We start from the raw sequence: 1,841 nt of genomic DNA on the forward strand, positions 1-1,841 counted from the left end.
CTGGTGCCCCACCTGCCAGCCCGGCCCCCACCCGCCGTCCCGCTGACGGCGCACGCGCTCGCTCGTGTCCTTTCGGGCCTGAGCGATCATGGCCGGGTGACTCTTCGCACGTTTGAGTGAATTACCCTTTCTCTCCTGCGTGTTGACTCCAGTCCTCCGGAAGGAAGCGCATGGTGCGGGTGCTCATCTCCCCGTCGTACGGCAGTCCCGAAACCCGCCGGCACTGGGCCGACACCGTGGATCAGGAGGTCTCCTTCACCGAGCGGCGTCTCGACGAGCAACTCACCACGCGGCAGCGCCGGTCGCTCATCGAGTGCCACCCCGAGGGGCGTGCCCGCTTCTGGGGAGCGACGGCGACCCACGACGCGAGGATGGCCGACGTGGCGAGGGGCGACATCGTCTTCTTCACCGGGCAGAACAGGGTCCGTGCGGTCGGCGAGGTCGGAGTCATCTTCCGCAACCGCGAGTTCGCCGACCTGATGTGGCCGCCGACCCCCGACGGCAGGAGTTGGCACATCGTGTACAGCCTGCTCGACCTGGTACCCGCGGAATTCCCCTACCAGGACCTCAACCGCGTCCTCGGCTACAAGGAGGCCCACACGTTCCCGGGCCAGATGGTGGTGCGAGGGGAGAGGGCCCGGAAGGTCCTCGACGAGTTCATGATCACACCCGGCACCGGCGAGGTCGAACCGGGCGAGACGCCGCCCTCACCTTCCGAGGAGATGCCGCCCGCGTCGGCGCGCGTCGTACCGTTGGAGGAGGGACGCACGCGTCGCGCCGACTACCACAGGTCCGGCCGGCTGGTGGTGGTCGAGCGGCGCGAATCCCAACTCGTGGCCGAGTACCGGCGACACCTCGAAACACAGGGCCGGCATCCCTCGCGCTACCGCTGCTCCGCGGGCGTCAGCGACATATACCTCCCGGACGCGAAGGAGCCGGAGTTGATAGAGGCCAAGAGCCAGGCCGGACACCACCACGTCCGAGAGGCCCTGGGCCAGTTGCTCGACTACGCGCCACACAGCCCCCTCCCGCTGGCCCGACTCGCCGGCCTCTTCCCCGTCCGGCCGGCCGCGGCGGACACCGCCCTGCTGCACCGGTACGGAATAGACGTCATCCATCGCGAGGCCCCCGAGGGCTTCCAGCGACTGCCGGCCCCGGACGAGAACCGGTCGCTCATGCGCCGGGCCTGGGGTGCCGGTAGCGCGGACCGCACATGACGGGACCCACCGCGCGACGCTACCCGTCGTCCCGCTGCCGCCGCGCCAGCGCGTGCGCCGCCTCCCGCGTCGCCGGGTACAGCTCCCGATAGAGCCGGTACAACTCCCCGTACCCCTCGTGCACTTCGGGTTCAGGCTCGACCACCTGCTCCACCGGGTTCCACTCCGCGATGTCCGGTTCCGCGGCCCGCCCGGTGCCGACCGCCGCCAGGAACGCGTCGCCGTACGCCGCGCCGACCGTGTGTCGCGGCACCTGCTGCGGCCGGCCCGTCACGTCCGAGACGATCCGCGTCCACAACTCCCGCGCGCCGCCCCCCACCGCCACCAGCCGGGACGGCGCGCCGCCCGCCTCGGCCATCGCCTCCAGGTTGTGCCGCACCCCGAACGCCGTGCCCTCCAACGCCGCCCGGTACAGGTGCCCGCGCCCGTGCCGCAACGTCAACCCGAGCACCAGCCCTCGCGCGTCCGGATCGAACAGCGGCGTCCGCTCGCCCGCGAAGTACGGCAGCATCAACAACCCCTCCGCGCCCGGCGCCACGGCCGCCGCCTCCGCCACCAACGTCCCGTACTCCGCCCCGGTCAGCTCCCGCAGCCACCCCGTCACCGCCCCCGACGTGGCCATCC

2 protein-coding genes are annotated in these 1,841 nt (G+C 71.7%); one reads left to right on the forward strand and one right to left on the reverse strand.

Annotation, left to right across the window (positions count from 1 at the left end):
* Positions 1-170 precede the first annotated feature (170 nt).
* Positions 171-1,217, forward strand: coding sequence for a hypothetical protein (locus E1283_RS35780; RefSeq protein WP_132822328.1), 1,047 nt, complete (start codon positions 171-173; stop codon positions 1,215-1,217).
* A 19-nt stretch (positions 1,218-1,236) separates the two neighbouring features.
* Here E1283_RS35780 and E1283_RS35785 read toward each other — a convergent pair.
* The coding region (locus E1283_RS35785) for a xylulokinase (protein ID WP_243745339.1) at positions 1,237-1,841 on the reverse strand (605 nt) is incomplete at its 5' end.

Origin of the sequence: Streptomyces hainanensis (genome assembly GCF_004348415.1) — a bacterium.
Lineage (GTDB): Bacteria > Actinomycetota > Actinomycetes > Streptomycetales > Streptomycetaceae > Streptomyces > Streptomyces hainanensis.